Origin of the sequence: Enterobacter cloacae complex sp. IR5402 (assembly GCF_049238125.1) — a bacterium.
GTDB classification, from domain to species: domain Bacteria; phylum Pseudomonadota; class Gammaproteobacteria; order Enterobacterales; family Enterobacteriaceae; genus Enterobacter; species Enterobacter hormaechei_C.
Map to the genome: position 1 here is coordinate 223,188 of NZ_JBMKHO010000006.1, position 20,868 is coordinate 244,055.

The 20,868-nt window shown below is 55.2% G+C and carries 19 protein-coding genes and 1 riboswitch; of the genes, 9 read left to right on the top strand and 10 right to left on the bottom strand.

Annotated features, from left to right (window positions below; all coding sequences use genetic code 11):
- Positions 1 to 5 precede the first annotated feature (5 nt).
- Entirely contained in the window at positions 6 to 1,436 is a 1,431-nt protein-coding gene (hldE, locus tag ACOTXL_RS13000) for a bifunctional D-glycero-beta-D-manno-heptose-7-phosphate kinase/D-glycero-beta-D-manno-heptose 1-phosphate adenylyltransferase HldE (RefSeq protein ID WP_045335739.1), read from the top strand.
- Positions 1,437 to 1,513: 77 nt separating this feature from the next.
- On the opposite strand, the gene ubiK is transcribed toward hldE, so the two are convergent.
- On the bottom strand, positions 1,514 to 1,810 hold the full coding sequence (gene ubiK / locus ACOTXL_RS13005; protein WP_003862539.1) for a ubiquinone biosynthesis accessory factor UbiK: 297 nt from the start codon (positions 1,808 to 1,810) through the stop codon (positions 1,514 to 1,516).
- 120 nt (positions 1,811 to 1,930) lie between these two features.
- Positions 1,931 to 2,081, top strand: a riboswitch (FMN riboswitch).
- A 105-nt stretch (positions 2,082 to 2,186) separates the two neighbouring features.
- Here ubiK and ribB point away from each other — a divergent pair.
- Positions 2,187 to 2,840, top strand: a complete 654-nt coding sequence (gene ribB, locus ACOTXL_RS13010; RefSeq protein WP_045335738.1) for a 3,4-dihydroxy-2-butanone-4-phosphate synthase — start codon at positions 2,187 to 2,189, stop codon at positions 2,838 to 2,840.
- A gap of 44 nt (positions 2,841 to 2,884) precedes the next feature.
- Here ribB and ACOTXL_RS13015 read toward each other — a convergent pair whose 3' ends face one another.
- The 5 genes from ACOTXL_RS13015 to zupT form a co-directional block, all read right to left on the bottom strand.
- Positions 2,885 to 3,946, bottom strand: coding sequence for a fimbrial protein (locus tag ACOTXL_RS13015; protein ID WP_045335737.1), 1,062 nt, complete (start codon positions 3,944 to 3,946; stop codon positions 2,885 to 2,887).
- Entirely contained in the window at positions 3,930 to 4,691 is a 762-nt protein-coding gene (locus tag ACOTXL_RS13020; RefSeq protein WP_022651871.1) for a fimbrial biogenesis chaperone, read from the bottom strand. Before ACOTXL_RS13020 ends, ACOTXL_RS13015 begins: the two co-directional genes overlap by 17 nt.
- Positions 4,692 to 4,700: 9 nt before the next feature.
- Entirely contained in the window at positions 4,701 to 7,145 is a 2,445-nt protein-coding gene (locus ACOTXL_RS13025) for a fimbria/pilus outer membrane usher protein (protein WP_045335736.1), read from the bottom strand.
- Between the two features lie 76 nt (positions 7,146 to 7,221).
- Complete coding sequence (locus ACOTXL_RS13030; RefSeq protein ID WP_003862529.1) at positions 7,222 to 7,782, bottom strand: fimbrial protein; 561 nt, start codon at positions 7,780 to 7,782, stop codon at positions 7,222 to 7,224.
- 267 nt (positions 7,783 to 8,049) lie between these two features.
- On the bottom strand, positions 8,050 to 8,823 hold the full coding sequence (gene zupT / locus ACOTXL_RS13035; RefSeq protein WP_045350465.1) for a zinc transporter ZupT: 774 nt from the start codon (positions 8,821 to 8,823) through the stop codon (positions 8,050 to 8,052).
- A gap of 130 nt (positions 8,824 to 8,953) precedes the next feature.
- On the opposite strand from zupT, the gene ygiD reads away from it, so the two are divergent.
- Positions 8,954 to 9,742: a 4,5-DOPA dioxygenase extradiol gene (gene ygiD, locus ACOTXL_RS13040; RefSeq protein ID WP_045350464.1), complete on the top strand. Its 789-nt coding sequence runs from the start codon at positions 8,954 to 8,956 to the stop codon at positions 9,740 to 9,742.
- Positions 9,743 to 9,824: 82 nt separating this feature from the next.
- Here ygiD and ACOTXL_RS13045 read toward each other — a convergent pair whose 3' ends face one another.
- The 3 genes from ACOTXL_RS13045 to tolC all read right to left on the bottom strand — a co-directional run bounded on the left by ACOTXL_RS13045 (position 9,825) and on the right by tolC (position 13,323).
- Positions 9,825 to 10,985: a glutathionylspermidine synthase family protein gene (locus ACOTXL_RS13045; protein ID WP_023314866.1), complete on the bottom strand. Its 1,161-nt coding sequence runs from the start codon at positions 10,983 to 10,985 to the stop codon at positions 9,825 to 9,827.
- Between the two features lie 2 nt (positions 10,986 to 10,987).
- Positions 10,988 to 11,653 carry a DUF1190 family protein gene (locus ACOTXL_RS13050; RefSeq protein WP_003862522.1) on the bottom strand — a complete coding sequence of 222 codons (666 nt, stop codon included), beginning with the start codon at positions 11,651 to 11,653 and terminating at the stop codon, positions 10,988 to 10,990.
- A 191-nt stretch (positions 11,654 to 11,844) separates the two neighbouring features.
- On the bottom strand, positions 11,845 to 13,323 hold the full coding sequence (gene tolC / locus ACOTXL_RS13055; protein WP_023314865.1) for an outer membrane channel protein TolC: 1,479 nt from the start codon (positions 13,321 to 13,323) through the stop codon (positions 11,845 to 11,847).
- 203 nt (positions 13,324 to 13,526) lie between these two features.
- Here tolC and nudF point away from each other — a divergent pair, with 203 nt between their 5' ends.
- Genes nudF through parE form a run of 5 tightly spaced genes read left to right on the top strand, consistent with a single transcriptional unit; the run spans position 13,527 to position 17,935 of the window.
- Entirely contained in the window at positions 13,527 to 14,159 is a 633-nt protein-coding gene (gene nudF, locus ACOTXL_RS13060; RefSeq protein ID WP_003862517.1) for an ADP-ribose diphosphatase, read from the top strand.
- Positions 14,156 to 14,578, top strand: coding sequence for a DUF1249 family protein (locus ACOTXL_RS13065; protein WP_003862516.1), 423 nt, complete (start codon positions 14,156 to 14,158; stop codon positions 14,576 to 14,578). The genes nudF and ACOTXL_RS13065 overlap by 4 nt, the downstream gene beginning before the upstream one ends.
- A gap of 27 nt (positions 14,579 to 14,605) precedes the next feature.
- The gene (cpdA, locus tag ACOTXL_RS13070; protein ID WP_023314864.1) at positions 14,606 to 15,433 is read left to right on the top strand and encodes a 3',5'-cyclic-AMP phosphodiesterase; all 828 of its coding nucleotides are present in this window, start codon (positions 14,606 to 14,608) and stop codon (positions 15,431 to 15,433) included.
- A complete protein-coding gene (yqiA, locus tag ACOTXL_RS13075) occupies positions 15,433 to 16,014 on the top strand; it encodes an esterase YqiA (protein WP_023314863.1) in 582 nt (193 codons plus the stop codon). Before cpdA ends, yqiA begins: the two co-directional genes overlap by 1 nt.
- Positions 16,015 to 16,042: 28 nt before the next feature.
- On the top strand, positions 16,043 to 17,935 hold the full coding sequence (gene parE / locus ACOTXL_RS13080; RefSeq protein ID WP_003862513.1) for a DNA topoisomerase IV subunit B: 1,893 nt from the start codon (positions 16,043 to 16,045) through the stop codon (positions 17,933 to 17,935).
- 101 nt (positions 17,936 to 18,036) lie between these two features.
- Here the strand turns inward: parE and ACOTXL_RS13085 are convergent, their stop codons facing one another.
- Positions 18,037 to 18,873 carry an AraC family transcriptional regulator gene (locus tag ACOTXL_RS13085; RefSeq protein ID WP_045335734.1) on the bottom strand — a complete coding sequence of 279 codons (837 nt, stop codon included), beginning with the start codon at positions 18,871 to 18,873 and terminating at the stop codon, positions 18,037 to 18,039.
- Positions 18,874 to 19,039: 166 nt separating this feature from the next.
- On the opposite strand from ACOTXL_RS13085, the gene ACOTXL_RS13090 reads away from it, so the two are divergent.
- On the top strand, positions 19,040 to 20,854 hold the full coding sequence (locus ACOTXL_RS13090) for a DUF2264 domain-containing protein (protein WP_045335733.1): 1,815 nt from the start codon (positions 19,040 to 19,042) through the stop codon (positions 20,852 to 20,854).
- Positions 20,855 to 20,868: the final 14 nt, after the last annotated feature.

Genomic DNA, 20,868 nt, shown 5'->3' on the forward strand with positions numbered 1-20,868 from the left:
CAGGAATGAAAGTAACACTGCCAGAGTTTGAACGTGCTGGAGTTATGGTTGTCGGTGATGTGATGCTGGATCGCTACTGGTATGGGCCGACCAGCCGCATCTCTCCGGAAGCACCGGTACCGGTGGTAAAGGTCGACACCATTGAAGAGCGTCCCGGTGGCGCGGCAAACGTGGCGATGAACATAGCCTCTCTGGGCGCACATTCGCGTCTGGTTGGCCTGACCGGCATTGACGATGCGGCGCGTGCGCTGAGCAAGTCGCTGGCGGACGTGAATGTGAAGTGTGACTTCGTTTCTGTTCCGACCCACCCAACCATCACCAAGCTTCGCGTGCTGTCGCGTAACCAGCAGCTAATCCGCCTCGACTTTGAAGAAGGGTTCGAAGGCGTTGATCCCGAGCCGCTGCACGAGCGCATTAACCAGGCGTTGGGCAATATTGGCGCGCTGGTGCTGTCTGATTATGCCAAAGGCGCGCTGGCGAGCGTGCAGACCATGATCCAGCTGGCGCGCAAAGCCAGCGTTCCGGTGCTGATCGACCCGAAAGGCACCGATTTCGAGCGCTATCGCGGCGCAACCCTGCTGACGCCCAACCTCTCTGAGTTCGAAGCGGTGGCGGGCAAGTGCAAAACTGAAGAAGAGCTGGTTGAGCGCGGCATGAAAATCATCGCTGATTTCGAGCTGTCTGCGCTGCTGGTGACCCGTTCCGAGCAGGGCATGACGCTGCTGCAACCGGGCAAGGCGCCGCTGCATATGCCAACCCAGGCGCAGGAAGTGTACGACGTGACCGGTGCCGGTGATACGGTGATTGGCGTGCTGGCGGCGACGCTGGCGGCGGGTAACTCCCTGGAAGAAGCATGCTACTTCGCGAACGCCGCGGCGGGCGTGGTCGTCGGTAAACTCGGGACCTCCACCGTTTCGCCAATTGAGCTGGAAAACGCGGTGCGTGGGCGTGCGGATACCGGCTTTGGCGTCATGACCGAAGACGAGCTGAAAGTGGCCGTTGCCGCCGCGCGCAAACGCGGTGAAAAAGTGGTGATGACGAACGGCGTGTTCGACATCCTGCATGCGGGCCACGTGTCGTATCTGGCGAATGCGCGCAAGCTGGGCGACCGCCTGATTGTGGCGGTCAACAGCGATGCCTCAACCAAACGTCTGAAGGGTGAAACGCGTCCGGTTAACCCGCTGGAGCAGCGCATGATAGTGCTCGGCGCGCTGGAAGCGGTGGACTGGGTGGTCTCATTTGAAGAAGACACCCCGCAGCGCCTGATTGCCGGAATTTTGCCTGACCTGCTGGTGAAGGGCGGTGATTACAAACCAGAGCAAATCGCAGGTAGCGAAGAGGTCTGGGCGAATGGTGGTGAAGTAATGGTGCTCAACTTTGAGGACGGGTGTTCAACCACCAACATCATTAAGAAGATCCAGAAAGGCAGTCAGTAAAAAACGGGCCTGTTGGCCCGTTCGTTTTTCACCCTCTCCCTGTGGGAGAGGGCTGGGGTGAGGGCATCAGGCCGCACTTATGCCTGGTCATCCACCGGTGGAATAGCTGGCGCTGGCTTCACTTCTTCCGGCGCATTGCGGTTTTCCAGCTCGGTCAAACGTTGTTCCAGCAGCGCCAGCTTCTCGCGGGTGCGCAGCAGCACCTGCGTCTGCACGTCAAACTCTTCGCGGCTGACTAAATCAAGGCGAACCAACTGTGCCTGCAACGTCTGGCGGATTTTCTTCTCAACGTCATCACCAAACTCACGAATACCTTTCGGCATGGACTCATGAACCTGACGCGCGATCTGCTCAATTTTCTTTGGGTCAATCATTGTCGTTTCCCTTGATGAAAAGGTGTTAGTGCCTATTGTAGCGTGTCATGCCGCGGGTTAAACAAAATTGTTTGAAGCTTATGCATTGCCCAGGGTAATCAATAGCGTTATAGTTATCTCGCTTATTCTCAGGGCGGGGCGAAATTCCCCACCGGCGGTAAATCAGCTTAACGCTGAAAGCCCGCGAGCGCTTTGGGTGAATTCTCAAAGGTCAGCAGATCCGGTGTAATTCCGGGGCCGACGGTTAGAGTCCGGATGGGAGAGAGTAACGATCCAGTCGGGCAAAGCCCGCTCACGTTATTTTTTTGCCGCTTGTACGGCGCTCCTAAGACTGCCCTGATTCTGGTAACCATAAAGTTAATGAGGTTTTTTTACCATGAATCAGACGCTACTTTCCTCTTTTGGCACTTCAATTCAACGTGTTGAACATGCACTGGATGCCCTGCGCGAAGGCCGCGGTGTGATGGTGCTTGACGATGAAAACCGTGAAAACGAAGGCGACATGATTTTTGCCGCCGAGAACATGACCGTTGAGCAGATGGCGCTGACCATCCGTCACGGTAGCGGCATCGTATGCCTGTGCATCACCGAAGACCGTCGCCAGCAGCTTGATCTGCCGATGATGGTTGAAAACAACACCAGCGCCTTTGGTACCGGCTTCACTGTGACCATTGAAGCGGCGCATGGCGTAACCACCGGAGTGTCGGCGGCTGACCGTCTGACCACCGTGCGTGCAGCGATTGCTGATGGTGCGAAACCTTCCGATCTGCACCGCCCTGGTCACGTCTTCCCGCTGCGCGCGCAGCCGGGCGGCGTGCTGACCCGTGGTGGTCATACCGAAGCGACCATCGATCTGGTGACGCTGGCTGGCTTCAAACCCGCAGGCGTGCTGTGCGAACTGACCAACGATGATGGCACCATGGCGCGTGCGCCGGAGTGCATCACCTTTGCGCGTCTGCACAATATGCCAGTGGTGACGATTGAAGATCTGGTTGAGTACCGCCGCGCGCACGAGCGCAAAGCCAGCTGAACATGCTGATGTAAAAAAGCCGGGGAAACCCGGTTTTTTTGTTTCTAGTGGTAGTTAATTTTGAACAGTACCACGGTTTCGAACGGCCCGGACTGAATCGCTTTCCCTTCTTCCCGTGAAAGTTCAGCTGTGTAGTTTTGCTCAACATTCATCTTATCGCCCGTAAAATCGGCGTACTCCTTGTACTGGTTGAAGGTGTAAGGGGCCGTTCCGTTAAGAATACGCAGTTTCAACCCATTCCCTATCAGTACCGCAGTGTCGTCTGCGCTGAGCGTTTCGGTTGTGTAAAACGACGAGTCCATCTTAAATCCATCCGAGCACTGGGCATCCTGCACTTTGGTGGTTCGTATTGAAAACGTGCGCAAACGCGTCTGCTGATTCACGATGTCGCGCGCGCTGAAGGTGCCAAAGTCGATCTCCTGATTCTCAGGGTAAATGGTAAACGTCGCCCCGCAATCAAGCACCGTAATGTTTTGCAGTCCGTTGATGTGATACTTAAGGTTCTTCGCATCGGCCATCTGATTAACGCCGCCCTTACCGTCAAACTGCACAACGATGTAATCGCTGAGCGAGCTGACATAGCCATGTGGCGGCATAGCCTTAATTCTCACGAAAAGTCGTAAACGGGCGACGAACGTGCGCGTAATGTGGATATCATCCGGATTGCCAGAGCAGATGCGATTCTCCCAACCCATCTGGCGGATTTGATCCGGGGTGTAAATGGTGATGTTATCGTTGTCCAGGCACTGGCGGGTATCCACGCCGTTGGGCTGGCCTGTGGCATCGTAATCTATGCCTTCATAGGTGACGCCCAGTTCATAATAGGGATCGGTTGCGGCAGGATAAGGGTTTACCCAGGCAAAAACATCTTCCGGCTTGAAACCGCTTGTGACGTTATTGTCACACGTCACCGGAATTTTAATGTCATCAGACTCCCATATTTTTTGGCCAACCTGAGCGTTGCTGGGTATGGCAAAAGGGGAGATCGTTTTTGTCTCCTCGACGGGGCCGCCAGATCCACCCAGATAGCAGTTGAGCGCCAGCGCTTCTTTCAAAGGCAGCGCTGTAAGCAGCAATGTAAGCAGGAAACTAGTGAGCTTTCGCATCTTTATCGATTTTCCGTTCGTTAAGCTTACATAGAACCGTTCCGGTGCACTGTACGTCGACTTTTTTCAGTGCGCCGTAATCGTCGATGTAGCCGATGCTGTAATAACTACCGTGGTAATCGCCGGTAGAGGCGGTTGCCGTGGCGAAAGGCGCAATCATCAGACTGTCAAAACCCGGCAGCATGGTTTTGGCATTTTTGCTCAGCCACGCCAGCGTGATGTAGTACGGCGTAGGGTTGTGGACCGTGAGCCCTTTCGCGTTGGCGGTAATTTCCATACGCATTTCAGTCAGTTCGCCAGATTTTTTGCGAATCGCTTCCGGACGCCAGAAGAGCTTAATTCGGCTCTGCATGGCAACCTGCATCACGCTGCGCTCCTCGCTGGCGCTGGTGCTTTTAGGCGGTACTTCACGCAGGTTGAAATAAAACAGCGATTCCCTGTCTTTTGGCAACTGGCGGGTAGCGGCTTGTTTAACAATTCTTACCTGCGACGAGGCGCCCGCTTCGATACGTTGAATGGGGGGAAGCGCCATAAAGTGCACATCTTCTTTTTGCCCCTTTTCATCTTCAATCCAGGAGAGCGCCAGATAAGGCAGCGCCTTGCTCTGGTTGTCCACTTTCAGGCTGCTGGCCTTGTCGCTTTCTGGAAAAACAATGCGCGTGCGGTCCAGGTTAATGGCCGCGTGGGCGGTAAATGTTGTGCTGATCAGCATCAGGCACAGGCTTTTAATCGGCGTTAATTTCATGATGATTTCTTACTGGCACGGCAGTATCAACTGCATACTTTTTTCTAAGTGAGAAGGTAACGAGAAGCGACACTGTTGGTTGTCGCCCCATGTCACGCGAAACTGCTGTTCTGGCTCAACGGCGCCGAGCCAGACGCGGCCTTCATCGGCCACCATCCCAACCTGTAAATTGCTTTCATCCAGGCGAACAATCGCCCCGAGTGGTGGTGTTCCTGACGACATCCGCAAAACGCCTGTTACGTCCTGACCTGCGCGCGTGGCAATCTGACGATAACCAATGGCCCCCTCAGTCCAGGTTGAGGTCACGACGCGGTTGTCCACGTCCACGCCATCCGGAAGGTTGTTCATATTGACCTGCACGCTGGAGGGGGAATAGCTGGAGAATGACGGTAAAACGCCGATGCCAAAACGGTTAGTTTCATCGCGCGACATGTTCAGCGGGACATGGCCTACCCCGTCGGTGCTGACCATTACGCGGGGTTCATTACCGTAACTGCGCCGGTGCAGCGCGGCGCCTTTCGCCGTTGAGGTGAAGGAACCGCTCCAGCTCGCGCTGAGGGAGTTATATTCGTCAGCTTTATAGCTGCCGGAGAGATTGAGATCGCCGTACGCAGAATAATGCTGATAATTCCCGCTGACCTGCGCGCCGGAATCTGGCTTCCCGCTCTCCGTACCTGCGGAAACGCCCCAGGTATTATTGCGATCCGACGTGTCATACCACGACACGTTATGGCTCAGCGTGTCGCTGTTACGCAGGTCATAGTTAAGTCGATGATCGGGATCGAGCGGTACGCTGAGCGAGAGATAAAACTGAGTATCGTCATTTTCGTCTTCCTCCTCGTAATGCGTTTTACTCCAGGACAGGGTTACGCCAAGGTTCTTCCAGCGACCTATATCAAAGTTGTAGCCCGCCGTGATGCTGCCGGTCGTGGAGGGTGAATCATTCCACCATGTCTGACGCAGCATATTGACGTACAGGTTCAGGGATAACGCTGAAATGTACTGGCTTGCCGTCACGCTCAGGGTTTGTTTTTCCGACTGGCGGTCACCGTTGTCATAATCCAGGTAGCGGGCGTAGCTCAAAAACTGTGGGTCTGAGTAGCGGTAGCTGGCGAGCGTAAGCTGACTGCCGGTGGTATCGAAACGCTTGCTGTAGTTAATGCGATAGCTGTAACCCGTCTGGCTGCGCTGGTGTGGCAGCTGGCTGGTAGCCTGCGTGACGTCAAAAGAGAGCGCCCCCAGCCAGGCCATATTCTGGCCGATCCCGGCAGCGACGGAACGATAACGGTCGCCATCGGCCAGCGTGCCGCCATACAGAGAGGTGTGCGACAGCATGCCCCAGGAAAATTCGCCGCTCATGAAGGTATTATCTTCAACATCATGGGAGGCGCCCTGGCGCGCTTTACCCGCCGCGAGCTTATAGCGCACCTGGCCCTTGCGCGTTAAAAACGGCACGGATTCAGCCGAGACCTGGAAGGTGTTGACGCGTCCGTCTTCTTCCGTGACTTTGACGTCCAGCGTGCCCTGAACCGACTGGTTAAGATCCTGAATAACAAAGGGTCCTGGTGGCACTTTACTCTGGTAAATCACGCGATCGGCAAGGCTTACGGCCACGGTGGCGTTGGTTTGTGCTATTCCGGTAATCTGTGGGGCATAGCCGCGCAGCGACCATGGCAGCATACGTTCATCGCTGATTAGCGATGCGCCGGTGTAGGTGAAGGCGTCAAAAATGGAGGACTGGAAATCCGTTTCACCCAGCGTCAGTTTCGCACCGATCGAGGGCAGAGGGCGGAACATATACACGCGTGAAAAACGGCCATCCTGCTCTGAGCCTGCTTCAGTATCGCTTCGCGTGTACTGGTAATCGCTTCGCAGACGCCACGCGGCCATGTTCGCACCGGCGGTACCATAGGTATTGGCGTTGTCATTGCTGCCGCTGCTATTGGGCTGATAATGGCTGGCAAAAAGATTGTAATCCAGCAGTACGCCTGGCACGCCGTTGTCCCAGGTGGATGGCGGCATCCAGTCAACCGCACGGTATTGCAGCCACGCCTGGGGGATCGTTACTTTCAGGGTCTGGCTGCCTTGCTCAAAAATAAATTTGATGTCTGGTCTGGTGGCGAAATCAACGCATCCCTCTTTTTCCGGCAAAGCGTGACGAACGTCATCCTGCAATGCGAATGTATCGGCCAGCGCGGGGGGAATACAGACCTGAACTGCGTTATTTATTTCTCGCCAGCGAAGCTGCCAGCCATTTGCCAGCGGAATATCATTAACTGAAACCGTAACGAAATAGCTTCCCGGCGTAACCGATATTTGATCTTTAAAACGTGATAAATCGACGCTGCCGCGCTGATCTTTATCGATGGCGTTTATATTAAATTCAGTGGCAGAGGCAACTATCGTCATTAACAGGGACGCAATGATGATTATCCATTGTACTTTGTATGTCATCATCCTGTTACTCGAATAAATAAAGAGTGCCGACCGGCATGGATTGCCAGTCGGCTGATACCGTGACGTAACGGAATTATTTGTACATCAGGACGTAGTTAGCCGTGGCTTCAACCTGGCCTGCCGTCGCAGTTTTACCTGTTGGGACTTCCATAACCGCTTTGAAATGCAGCGTCTGGGTGGTTGAACCCGCCAGCAGATCAAGCACGTTTGGCTGACCAAGCGTGATGTTGCCTTCCGCGTTATCCAGCAGACGGACGCCCACGTTCTGCGCACCGTTTGCAAAGGTGTTGCTCATCAGGCTGGTATCCGTCGCATCTGTCGCTGCGCTGGTAAAGGTCACTTCCACTTTAGTAATTGGCGTGTCGGTTTCGTCTGCCGGATCGTCAAGCTGGCAGTTTTCCAGATTGATATCGACCGGAACCGGCGTGGATTTTTTGTTGGCGTTGATAACGGCCGTAGTCACTTCACCCAGGTCGACTTCTTTATCAACGCTGTCTGGAGCGATGCTGCATGGTGCGTCAATAACCACGCCTTTGAATTTGATTTTGCCTGAGCCTTGATCATCAGCAAACGCAGAACCCGATACAATGGCAGCCATAGCTGCCGCTAACAGCAATTTTTTACCCATATACATGAAAATATCCTTTTTCAGATTGATTCGTAATGTGAATATTAATTTCAGAATACTCGCAAAGTATACGGATTGGGGCGGGGAGACGCGATTAACGTGACTTAAATATATTTTTAGATGGTTTTAATTAATATTTTCAGGCTATCTGAAGAGGCTTCTTTTTTCGGGGTTTTAATAGATTTATATTTTGTGGGTTATTATATGTAAAATATATAGGATTGTTTTTTTGAATAATATAAAGCCTCCGTATAAAAACGGAGGCATTAATTCTTAGCCAATACCTGCCGTTTGCAGCAGAACCAGGCTCATCCCCATCACTGACATTCCACACAGCACGCCGTAGCTTGGGTTATTGTTGGGATCGATCTCTTTTGCCAGCGGCATCAGCTCATCGACAGAGAGCGCGACCATAATCCCGGCCACGGCAGCCATAATTGCAGCCATTACAACCGGGGATACGAGGCTACCGAGGATCAGCCACGCCAGCACGCCGCCGAGAATTTCAGCCATGCCGGAGATACCTGCCCAAAAGACAGCTGTACGTTTTGAACCCGTGGCGGCATAAACGGGCCCGGCAACGGCAAGTCCTTCAGGAATATTGTGCAAAGCCACGGCCAGCGCCACACCAAAACCTATTTCCAGGTTGCTGCTGGCCGTGACATAGGTGGCGATACCTTCCGGAAAGTTATGCAGGCTGATACCCAGCGTCAGCAGAATGGCCGTGCGTTTGATATTTCCCGGAATGGGGGTAACGCTTTTTTGCATTAAATCCTGCGGGTGCGCGTGAGGAAGAATACGGTCGAGTGCAAAATAACCCAGCAGGCCAATGATAAACATGCCATAGCCCAGAACAGGCGACATCCCTTCGGTGTGAAGCGCGGCGGGCAGCATCTCCATCAGCGAGATAAGCAGCATGATCCCGGCGGCGAAACCCAGCGAGAAGGCCAGCAGGCGATTAGAGGGTTTTTGCCCGAGTACCCCGAGGAACGCACCGATAAAGGTTGCGGAGCCCGCAAGTATGGTCAAAATCAACGGTACTGACATGCATTCTCCTTAAGCGATATCTGGCATTCAAATTTCCTGATGATGATCTTCACGGTTATCTGCGTTCATCTTCACCTGAATGCGCGTAATGTAGGCCTATCACATTGACACCTCCTCTAAGGATATCACCATGTCTTCTTCTCGTATGCCAGCACTGTTTTTAGGCCATGGCAGCCCAATGAACGTCCTGGAAGATAACGTCTATACCCGCGCCTGGCATCAGTTGGGTGAGACGTTACCGCGTCCGAAGGCAATTGTGGTGGTCTCTGCGCACTGGTTTACCCGGGGTACCGGCGTGACGGCCATGGAAACGCCAAAAACGATTCATGATTTTGGCGGCTTTCCGCAGGCGCTGTATGACACGCATTATCCTGCGCCGGGCTCCCCTGAGCTGGCGCAGCGGCTGGTTGATCTGCTTGCCCCTGTTCCGGTTGCGCTGGACAAAGAAGCCTGGGGCTTTGACCATGGCTCATGGGGGGTGTTGATCAAAATGTATCCGGATGCCGATATTCCGATGGTACAACTGAGTATCGACAGCACCAAACCAGCTGCCTGGCACATGGAGATGGGGCGTAAGCTGGCTTCGCTTCGTGATGAGGGCATCATGCTGATAGCCAGTGGCAACGTGGTACACAATCTGCGTACGGTACGCTGGCACGGTGAAAATACGCCGTACCCCTGGGCAACAGCCTTTAATGACTATGTAAAAGACAACCTGGCCTGGCAAGGGCCGGTCGAACGGCACCCTTTGGTGAACTATCTGGAGCACGATGGCGGTTCGCTCTCTAACCCGACGCCGGAACACTTCTTGCCATTGCTGTATGTATTAGGCGCATGGGACGGTCAGGAGGTTATTACAACCCCGGTCGACGGCATTGAGATGGGGAGTTTGAGTATGCTGTCGGTGCAGGTGGGGTAAACACATGCCCGGTGACGCTGCGCTTACCGGGCCTACGCTCGACATGTAGGCCGGGTAAGGTGAAGCCGCCACCCGGCAAGTCTTACTCGACGAAAATATGCGGGTAGAAACGTGACAGATCCTGCGTAATCAGCGCGCGATCTTCGCGAATGCCAATCCCGGCAGGCTGATCGTTAATAAGCCAACTGCCGATCAGCGTATAGCTGTCGCCAAACTTCGGCAGTTGATAAAACGCCTGGACGATCATCCCTTCTTCACCGTACGGCCCTTCAACTGCTTCCAGCGTTTTACCGTTTTCGATAATCGAGACGTTTGCCCCTTCACGGGAGAAGATTGGCTTAACGACGTATTTCTCCATCGGTGGGAAATCATCTTCGGCAAAATAAGCAGGCAGCAGGTTCGGGTGATTCGGGAACATCTCCCACAGCATCGGCAGCAGGGCTTTATTGGAGATAATGCTCTTCCAGGCTGGTTCCAGCCAGCGCACGCCAGCGTCTTCCAGTTTGGTAGAGAACATTTCCCGCAGCATGTATTCCCACGGATAGAGCTTGAACAGGTTGCTGATCACCTGATCCTGCATGTCCGTAAACTGACCTTTTTCACCTAAACCGATATCTTCGATATAGAGAAATTCCGTCGCCACTTCCGCTTCGGCTGCGCAGTCCTGCAAATACTGAACCGTACCGCGGTCTTCTTCGGTATCGCGGCAGCAGGCGAGGTGCAACAGGTTGAAACCGTGCTGTTCACGCAGTTCGACGAAACGTTCAATCAGCTTTTCCTGAAGGCTGTTGAACTGATCGCTGCCTTCCGGCAAGTTTCCGGCATTCGCCTGATCTTCCAGCCAGATCCACTGGAAGAACGCGGCTTCGTACAGGGAGGTTGGCGTATCTGCGTTATTTTCTAAAAGCTTCGGTTCACCCACGCCATCCCATGCCAGATCGAGGCGAGAGTAGAGCGAAGGCTGGTTCGTTTTCCAGGACTGACGAACAAAGCTCCAGGTGTGCTTCGGAATGCGGAATTTGGTCATCAGCTCATCGCTGTCGATGACTTTCTCAACCACCTTCAGGCACATCTGGTGCAGCTCTGCGGTCACTTCTTCAAGCTTTTCGACCTGAGCAAGCGTGAGCTTATAGTAAGCATCTTCACACCAGTACGGCTCGCCGTACATGGTGTGAAAGTTGAAACCGTATTCGGTGGCTTTTTCGCGCCAGTCCGGGCGCTCGGCAATACTGACTCGTTCCATGATCAGCCGCCCATTGAGCGAGTTGAGGAGCCGGTCGCACTACGCTGCATGGTGGTTTGTTTGGCAACAGACTCACCGAAGCCGCCACGGGTAATGGTGCTGGTGGTGGCTGGTTTCGGCGCCATTGCGGTTTTCGGTACGGTCATCGTACGGCCAGGCGTTGCAGCACCGTAACCCTTGCCGGTGGCATCGGTGTATTTCCCGTAGGCCGGGCTGTTCGGGTTTTTGGAGCTAAACAGCGGCTGCTGCTGGTAGCCCGCACCGCCGCTCATCAAACGGCCCATCATATAACCCGCCATCAGCGGCATCCAGAAGCTGCCGCTGGACTGTGCCTGCGCCTGGTTTTCCGGTGCCATACCCGCCTGAGCAGGTGCCTGCTGGCACTGGCCTTCACCGAATTCGGCTACACAGTCTTCGCGTGAGGCATATTTCGGCGCGGTACGTTCCGCTTCTTTCAGGGCGTTGTTATACGCCGTCGTACACTCAGCGGCTTTACCGGTTGCGCTCGCGCAGTCGTCGGCGTTTTGATACAGCGAAACCGTTTCGTCGTTTTGCTCACAGCCTGCCAGCATAAAGACGGCGGTGACCGCCAGCGCGACAGGTGTCAGGTGGCGTGCGTTCCAGCTTTTGCGGAACGACGCGTGATTCATCGTTTTTGTCCGTTTCATATTTGTCTTCCAGGACCCAGTGGTAATAACGCTCAGGATAGAGGATGAGTGGTTGAAAATGAAGCGACGAGGGGCGAAATCCGGGGGATCTTTACGTTGGCTTACGTTCGGGGGGGGATTAATGTGCTCCCTCTCCCTGTGGGAGAGGGCTGAGGTGAGGGCATCAGGCCGCAGTGGGCCTGATGACACGCTTAATTGCGGAACGGATTCGTGCCGCTGCTGGCAGGTGAGGTGCTACGCGCTGCCGCTGGCTGTGCAACCGGGGTGCTGCTGTTAGCGGTGAAATTATCCACGGCGGCATCCTGCTGTGGATTTTCCGGCGCGACGCTGTCAGGCGACGTGGAAACCGGTTTGCCCAGCGTGCTGTTCAGCATTTGCAGATCCTGCTCGTTCAGCGTACCCAGCGCCTGCTTGATGTTCAGCTGGTTGATCAGGTACTGGTAACGCGCACTGGAGAGCTGCTGTTTCGCGTTGTACAGCGTGGTCGTTGCGTCTAACACATCAACGATAGTACGCGTACCGACGGAGTAACCCGCTTCCATCGCGTCCAGAGAGCTTTGCGCAGAGACAACGGCCTGTTTATAGGCGTTGATGCTGCTGATGGACGCGTTCACGTTGTTGAAGGAAGAACGCACGGTCTGGACCACGTTGCGGTGCGCGCTTTCAAGCTGCTCGCTCGCGCCTACGAAGTTGTACTGCGCCTGCTTAACCTGAGAGTTAACCATCCCGCCCTGGTACAGCGGCAGAGAGAAGCTGAGGCCCACTTTGTTCTGGCCCATATTGTTGTCGTCATACTGGGCAGTGTTGGTTTTAGAACCGCTGTAGCTGGTATCCGATACGCCGGTAGAGGCGCTCAGGCTCAGGGTTGGCAGGTGACCATCCTGTGCAAGACGGATCTGCTCGCGCGCCAGGTCCTGGCTCAGGCGTGCCTGCAGCAAGGTCAGGTTGCGGTTTTCCGCCTCTTTCAGCAGGGCGTTAACCGCCTGCGGCTTGTCTGTTTTGAAGCTGTCCACGTTCAGAGAGGCCAGCTCAGGATAGTAGTTACCGGTGACCTGACGCAGTGCTTCCAGCGCGTTGTCGAGGTTGTTACGTGCGGTCACTTCGTTAGCCAGTACGGTATCGTACTGTGAACGGGCGTTCTGCACGTCAGTGATCGCAACCAGACCCACATTAAAACGCTGGGTGGTCTGATCTAACTGACGATAAATCGCCTGTTTCTGCGCTTCGGTGTAGGAGAGGGCGTCAATCGCGCTCAGTACGTTGAAGTAGGCGGTCGCGGTATTCAGGATAAGCGTCTGCTGATCTGTCTGATAGGTGACATCCTGAATGCCGGCGCTCTTTTCCTGCAAGCTCAGCTCACGCCATTTGGACATGTCGAACAGGGTTTGCGTTAACTGTAAAGAGGCGCTGGTGGCATTTGAGTTGATGCCGTTATTATCGCGAAAACCGTTAGTGTAGGTATAATCTGCACCTAAGCCTAACTGCGGCAGCAGTGGACTACGTGCTTCGTTAATCTTTTCAAACGCAGCATCACGATCGGCCGCTGATTTACGTAAATCAGGGTTGCCCAGACGTGCCTGCTGGTAGACCTGTAACAGGTTCTCTGCCTGGCTCATTGCACTGAAGCCCGTCAGGCTCAGGCCGATAAGGATGGGGAGCAATTTCTTCATTTGCATTCCTTGTTGTGAAGCAGTATTAGCGCTGATCTAATTAAAAATAATTGCCGATTCTAACAGAATCATCCACACCAAAAGGTTGGCGTAACGTGCCATCTGGCGGTAATTTGCTCCAATCTACCATATAGCCATACAAACGGCAGCCAAACAGCCTTGAAATTCACAATTTCATCACCATTGCTACCAGGACTCGACCGATGCAAAAACCAGAAAACGTGCCTGTCACCTTCGCCAAAAACGATGTAGAAATTATTGCACGAGAAACGCTTTATAGCGGTTTTTTTTCAATGGAACTTTACCGTTTCAGGCATCGTCTGTTTAACGGTGAGATGAGCGGTGAAATCAAACGCGAAATTTTTGAGCGCGGGCATGCGGCTGTGTTGCTACCCTATGACCCAGTGCGTGACGAAGTTGTGCTGGTCGAGCAGGTGCGTATTGCGGCTTATGATACCAGCGAAACGCCGTGGTTGCTGGAGATGGTGGCCGGGATGATCGAAGAAGGTGAGTCGGTCGAAGACGTCGCTCGCCGCGAGGCGCTGGAAGAGGCGGGCCTGGTGGTTGGCCGGACGAAGCCGGTGTTGAGCTACCTGGCAAGCCCGGGTGGGACAACGGAACGTTCATCTATTATGGTGGGCGAAGTGGACGCCACGACAGCGGAAGGGATCCATGGTCTGGCAGATGAAAACGAAGATATTCGGGTTCATGTGGTGAGTCGGGAGCTGGCTTACCAGTGGGTAGAAGAGGGGAAAATCGACAACGCAGCGTCTGTCATCGCTCTGCAATGGCTACAGCTGCATTATCAGACATTACGACACGAGTGGAAAAAATGAAGCGTTATACACCTGACTTCCCAGAAATGATGCGCCTGTGCGAAACAAATTTCGCCCAGCTGCGCCGCCTGCTGCCGCGAAACGACGCGCCCGGCGAAACGGTGAGCTATCAGGTGAGCAACGCGCAGTATCGGTTAACGATAACAGAATCAACGCGCTACACTACGCTGGTGGAGATTGAGCAAACGGCGCCGAGCATCAGCTACTGGAGCCTGCCGTCGATGACGGTACGTCTTTATCATGACGCGATGGTCGCTGAAGTGTGTTCAAGCCAGCAGATCTTTCGCTTTAAAGCGCGGTATGATTATCCGAATAAAAAGTTGCATCAACGCGACGAAAAGCATCAAATTAACCAGTTTTTAGCCGACTGGCTAAGATATTGTTTAGCACATGGAGCAATGGCGATTCCGGTTTGTTAGCGTCATAAACCTACCTAAGGACACCATTTGGAAAGCCTGTTGAACCTGACTGTTGCTGGTGGGGCGCCAGTCAGGATATTACAAATCACCGACACCCACCTTTTTGCCGAAAAGCATGAGACGCTTCTGGGCGTGAACACCTGGGAGAGTTATCAGGCGGTTCTTGACGCGATCCATGCTGAAAAGCGGCCATGCGATCTGATCGTCGCGACGGGCGATCTGGCGCAGGATCAATCCTCCGCAGCCTATCAGCATTTTGCTGAAGGGATTGCGAGCTTTAGCGTGCCTTGCGTCTGGCTGCCGGGCAATCACGATTTTCAGCCCGCGATGTACAGTTCGCTTCAGGATGCGGGGATTTCACCGGCAAAATGTGTCTTTGCGGGGGACCAGTGGCAAATTCTGCTCCTCGACAGTCAGGTGTTTGGCGTTCCGCACGGTGAGTTGAGCGACTATCAGCTTGACTGGCTGGAGACAAAACTGGCCGCCGAACCGAATCGCAATACGTTGCTGTTACTGCATCATCACCCGCTGCCGGCGGGCTGTAGCTGGCTCGATCAGCACAGCTTACGCAACTCTGCGGCGCTGGACGGCGTGCTGGCGAAATTCCCGCGCGTAAAAAATTTGCTGTGCGGTCATATTCACCAGGAACAGGATCTCGACTGGAACGGTCGACGTCTGCTCGCGACGCCCTCTACCTGCGTGCAGTTTAAGCCGCACTGCGCCAACTTTACGCTGGATACCATCGCACCGGGCTGGCGCTGGCTGGAGCTGCATGCCGATGGCTCGCTGACCACCGAAGTTTGCCGTCTGGCCGGGGCACAATTCCGCCCGGATACCGCTTCGGAAGGCTATTGATGTCGACGCTTCTCTATCTGCATGGGTTTAACAGCTCACCGCGATCGGCGAAAGCGACGCAGCTTCGCCAGTGGCTGAGCGCGCATCATCCCCACGTGGAGATGATTATTCCGCAGTTGCCCCCTTATCCGGCGGATGCGGCAGAGATGCTGGAATCGCTAGTGCTGGAACACGGCGGCGAATCGTTTGGCGTTGTCGGGTCGTCGCTCGGCGGCTACTACGCCACCTGGCTGTCGCAGTGCTTTATGTTGCCCGCTGTTGTCGTCAACCCGGCGGTCCGGCCATTTGAGCTGTTAAGGGACTTTCTTGGCGAAAACGAGAACCCCTACACCGGCCAACAATATGTGCTAGAGTCACGCCATATTTACGATCTCAAAGTTATGCAGGTCGACCCGCTTGAAGCGCCCGATCTTATCTGGCTGCTGCAACAGACGGGAGATGAAGTGCTGGATTACCGCCAGGCAGTGGCGTATTACGCATCCTGCCGCCAGACTGTAGAAGAGGGCGGTAACCATGCTTTCACGGGCTTTGAAGATCATTTCACCCAGATTGTCGATTTTCTTGGACTGCACAGCCACTGACAATCAATGCGAATTGCTAGCTTAAATCATGACGCAAACCTATAACGCTGATGCCATTGAGGTACTCACCGGGCTTGAGCCGGTTCGCCGCCGCCCGGGGATGTACACCGATACGACGCGCCCAAACCACCTGGGCCAGGAAGTAATTGATAACAGTGTGGACGAAGCGCTGGCAGGCCATGCCAAACGCGTGGACGTTATCCTGCACGCCGATCAGTCGCTGGAAGTCATCGACGACGGCCGCGGCATGCCGGTAGATATCCACCCGGAAGAGGGTGTTCCCGCCGTTGAGCTGATCCTCTGTCGTCTGCACGCGGGCGGTAAGTTCTCCAACAAAAATTACCAGTTCTCCGGCGGCTTGCACGGCGTGGGGATCTCCGTGGTTAACGCCCTGTCAAAGCGCGTGGAAGTGAACGTCCGTCGCGACGGCCAGGTGTATAACATCGCGTTTGAAAACGGCGAAAAAGTGCAGGATTTGCAGGTCGTCGGGACGTGCGGTAAGCGCAACACCGGCACCAGCGTCCACTTCTGGCCTGACGAAAGTTTCTTCGACAGCCCACGCTTTTCTGTTTCCCGCCTGACGCACCTGCTGAAAGCCAAAGCGGTGCTGTGCCCGGGCGTGGAAATCACCTTTAAAGACCACGTTAATAATACCGAACAAACCTGGTGCTACGCCGATGGTCTGAACGACTACCTGTGCGAAGCGGTTAACGGCCTGCCAACCCTGCCGGAAAAACCGTTCGTCGGGAATTTCGAAGGCGATACTGAAGCGGTGGACTGGGCGCTGCTGTGGCTGCCGGAAGGCGGCGAGCTGCTGACCGAAAGCTACGTTAACCTGATCCCCACTATGCTCGGCGGGACCCACGTCAACGGCCTGCGTCAGGGGCTGCTGGATGCGATGCGCGAGTTCTGCGAATACCGCAACATTCTGCCGCGCGGCGTGAAGCTGTCGGCGGAAGATATCTGGGACCGCTGCGCCTACGTGCTCTCCGTGAAGATGCAGGATCCGCAGTTTGCCGGTCAGACTAAAGAGCGCCTGTCGTCACGCCAGTGTGCGGCGTTCGTCTCCGGCGTGGTGAAAGATGCATTTACCCTGTGGCTGAACCAGAACGTTCAGGCCGCAGAAATGCTGGCTGAAATGGCGATCTCCAGCGCCCAGCGTCGTCTGCGCGCGGCGAAGAAAGTGGTGCGTAAAAAGCTGACCAGCGGCCCCGCGCTGCCGGGCAAGCTGGCGGACTGTACCGCGCAGGATCTCAACCGCACCGAGCTGTTCCTGGTGGAAGGAGACTCGGCAGGCGGATCGGCCAAGCAGGCGCGCGATCGTGAATATCAGGCGATCATGCCGCTCAAGGGTAAGATCCTCAACACCTGGGAGGTCTCGTCTGATGAAGTGCTGGCCTCGCAGGAAGTACACGATATCTCGGTTGCTATCGGTATCGATCCGGACAGCGACGATCTGAGCCAGCTGCGCTACGGCAAGATCTGCATTCTCGCGGATGCGGACTCCGATGGCCTGCACATCGCCACGCTGCTCTGTGCGCTGTTTGTGAAGCATTTCCGCGCGCTGGTGAAAAACGGTCACGTCCATGTGGCGCTGCCGCCGCTGTACCGAATCGACCTCGGCAAAGAAGTTTACTATGCACTGACGGAAGAAGAGAAAGCGGGCGTGCTGGAACAGCTTAAGCGCAAGAAGGGCAAACCGAACGTTCAGCGCTTTAAGGGGCTGGGTGAGATGAACCCGATGCAGCTGCGTGAAACCACGCTGGATCCGAATACCCGCCGTCTGGTGCAGCTGACCATCAGCGATGAAGATGAACAGCAAACTAACGCCGTGATGGACATGCTGCTGGCCAAGAAACGTTCTGAAGATCGACGTAACTGGCTACAGGAGAAAGGCGACATGGCGGATATAGAGGCCTGATACACGCTGTCTTTTTGCCGGGTGGCGGCTGCGCCTTACCCGGCCTACTTAACCCGTAGGCCCGTGCAAGCGTAGCGCCGCCGGACAAGAAATGCAGCTCATCACGATGAATGGTTTTTCCGGTACTGCAACGGCGTCTCGCCAATCCCCTTTTTAAACGCGCTGATAAACCACGTCACGTCGGAAAATCCCGCCTGTGCGGCAATCTCACGCACGCTCGAATCAGTGTGGAGTAAACACTCGCACGCCTTACGCAACCTTAGCGTGTTCAGGTAGTCGTGAATTTTTTCGCCTGTTTCCGCATGGAATCTTCGCGATACGTAACTGCGCGATTTACCCAGCTCTGCGGCCAGCGCATCCAGACGAAATTTCTCCTGATAATGCTCGTCGAGCCAGAACATGACCTGGCTGGCGATCCCCTGGCTGTTGCCCGGCTCGCCGTCGCGATCGTCGGGCAGCATCGCGAACAGGCCGATCAGCAGGCTGGCGATGCTCTCGCCGTTCATCGGCGGTTTATAGCAGCTAAACAGATGGTCGATATGGTGGTGACAGTGGGCCAAATCGGCGACCCACGCTTCGCCGCCACGGCGTGACAGCCGCTCCAGGCGCTGCCGGGTCTGGGGAAAATCCCGCAGGATCTTCAGCACCGCGTGCTGGTCGAGATGAATAATGGTGCGGCGGTAAATTGCCTCCGCCTGTTCGTCCACCATGACCTTGTGCAGCGTAAAAGGCGGGAAGAAAAACAGTCGTCCGGGGCGCATGGTGTAGTGACGATTATCGACAATCGCCACGCCAAAGCCCTCTTCCACATAGAGGATCTCCAGACACTGATGCCAGTGATGGTAGCGCACCGTATTGGCAAACAGGCGGCTGAACGAGGCCACGGTATCGTTCAGGGCGATCAGTTCCAGAAGGTCGGTTGTCGGCGTGTCGCGCATAGTGCAATAAAACTCAACTTTTTCCTGTCTGATCGTCTTTATAAACCACCTTTTTAAATTTTCTCAACTGGAGGTTTATTCATCATTCATGCCTGTGACATGGCTAACATTTCTGCACCTTGCGGATTCACTATGCTTTGCCGCAGTTGATTACGAGGGCGAACCGATGTGGGCGGCAAACAAAGAAAAATCAAATCCGTTGTCTTCACGCCAGGAGGTAGTGGCGTCGTTGAATGCACTTTTACAGGCGCTGGACATGCAATTTCCGGCGAACCGTTCACGATTCCCGCTGGGCGACACCTGCGCCCATTACACAGCAGATATTGCGCAGATGGAGGGACTTTCCCGCGCGCTGTGGGGGCTGTTTCCGCTGATGGCGTCCGGCGAAAGCACGCCGTTCAGCGAGAAGTACCTTACTGCCATTAAGCTTGGTACCGACCCGCAAAGCAGCGGCTACTGGGGTGAAACCGGCCCGTACGATCAGCGTCTGGTGGAGATGGCGGCCTACGGTCTGGGGCTCGCTCTGATGGGGGAGACGCTCACCGCGCGCTTTACCGGTCGCGAAGTGATGAACCTGCACGCGTGGCTCAACCAAATCACCGACGCGCAGATGCCGGACAGCAACTGGAACTATTTTGCCATTATGGTCCAGCTCGGCTTTAAGCGCGCCGGCCTGCCGTACGATCAGGCCGCCATTGACCACCGCTTTGCGCTGATGGACGCCTACTACCTCGGCGACGGCTGGTATTCCGACGGTCCCGGCCGCCCGAAAGATTACTACATCTCCATGGCTTTCCATTTCTACGGCCTGATTTACGCCACCCTGAGTGACGACGAGGCGAGGGCGAATGTGCTGCGCGAGCGCTCGCGTCTGTTCGCGGAAGACTTTATCTACTGGTCCGCCGCCGATGGCGCCTCGGTGCCGTTTGGCCGCAGCCTGACCTACCGCTTTGCCATGGTTGCCTTCTGGAGCGCGGTGGCTTTTTCCCAGCTGGACGTCTTCACCCCGGGCATCGTGAAAGGCATTGTGCTGCGGCATCTGCGCTGGTGGCAGCAGCAGTCGATTGTCGATCGCGACGGCATTCTCACCCTGGGGTTTGCGTATCCGAACCTGGCGATGTGCGAGGATTACAACTCCCCCGGTTCACCGTACTGGGCGCTGAAAACCTATCTGATCCTGGCGCTGCCGGAAGCACACCCGTTCTGGCAGGCGGAAGAACAACCGCTGCCCGCGCTTGCTGAAAAACATGTGATTCCGCATGCGCAGCAGATCCTGATGCATTCGAAAGATTCGCAGCACGTCGTCATGCTTACCGCTGGTCAGCTGGAGCTGAACAACTACGTCAACACCGAAGCGAAATACACCAAATTTGCCTACTCCAGCCGCTTCGGATTCACCCTTGAGCGCGGGCGTTTTGGCCTGAAGCATGCCGCCTGCGATTCCATGCTGCTGCTGGCGGACGGAGATGACTATTTCCGCGGTCGTCGCGAGTGCGAAGAGGTTCGGGTGGATGAAAATTACATTTTCTCGCGCTGGTCGCCGTGGCGCGACGTGCAGATTACGACCTGGCAGATCCCGTTCGGGGAGTGGCACCTGCGCCTGCACCGTATCAACAGCACGCGCACTCTGCAAACCGTCGAGGGCGGCTTTGCGGTGATGAAAACCGCCCACCAGGTGCGCGAACGCGGTTGTTATCTGTTGGCTGAAAACGGCAGCAGCGTCATTGTCGATCTTTCGCCGATCATTCAGCGCCAGCCAGACAGCATCGTCACGCCGCCGAACAGCAGCATTATGTTTGCGGAGTGCGCCTCCATTCCGCTGTTAAAAGCTGACCTCCCGCAAGGGGAAAGCTGGCTCTGTTGCGCCGTTCTGGCTGGCGGAAGACAGCTCGCTGCGGCGACGCCGCAGCTGAATATAACCCATAACCAGGTCGTTATTAGCGAACCCGGAAGCGAACGTAAGCTGTCGTTCACATTATAAAAATCTGGCCCTAC